The following is a 529-nucleotide window of genomic DNA, read 5'->3' on the forward strand; positions in this document are numbered from 1 at the left end:
AACTTTTTTAACACCAGAAATTTATTCTACTATGTCAGAAGAAGAACAAAATTTGTTAAAACGAGATATTGCCAGTTTTTTAAGACAAATGCACGGTTTAGATTATACAGATATTAGTGAATGTACTATTGATAATAAACAAAATGTATTAGAAGAGTATATATTGTTGCGTGAAACTATTTATAATGATTTAACTGATATAGAAAAAGATTATATAGAAAGTTTTATGGAAAGACTAAATGCAACAACAGTTTTTGAGGGTAAAAAGTGTTTATGCCATAATGATTTTAGTTGTAATCATCTATTGTTAGATGGCAATAATAGATTAACTGGAATAATTGATTTTGGAGATTCTGGAATTATAGATGAATATTGTGATTTTATATACTTACTTGAAGATAGTGAAGAAGAAATAGGAACAAATTTTGGAGAAGATATATTAAGAATGTATGGAAATATAGATATTGAGAAAGCAAAAGAATATCAAGATATAGTTGAAGAATATTATCCTATTGAAACTATTGTTTAT

At 25.0% G+C, this 529-nt stretch carries 1 protein-coding gene; it reads left to right on the forward strand.

Annotation, left to right across the window (positions count from 1 at the left end; genetic code table 11):
* The coding region (locus tag DW125_RS13935) for an aminoglycoside phosphotransferase family protein (RefSeq protein WP_147323707.1) at window positions 1-529 on the forward strand (529 nt) is incomplete at both ends.

Origin of the sequence: Dorea sp. AM10-31 (genome assembly GCF_003435815.1) — a bacterium.
Lineage (GTDB): Bacteria > Bacillota > Clostridia > Lachnospirales > Lachnospiraceae > Dorea_D > Dorea_D hominis.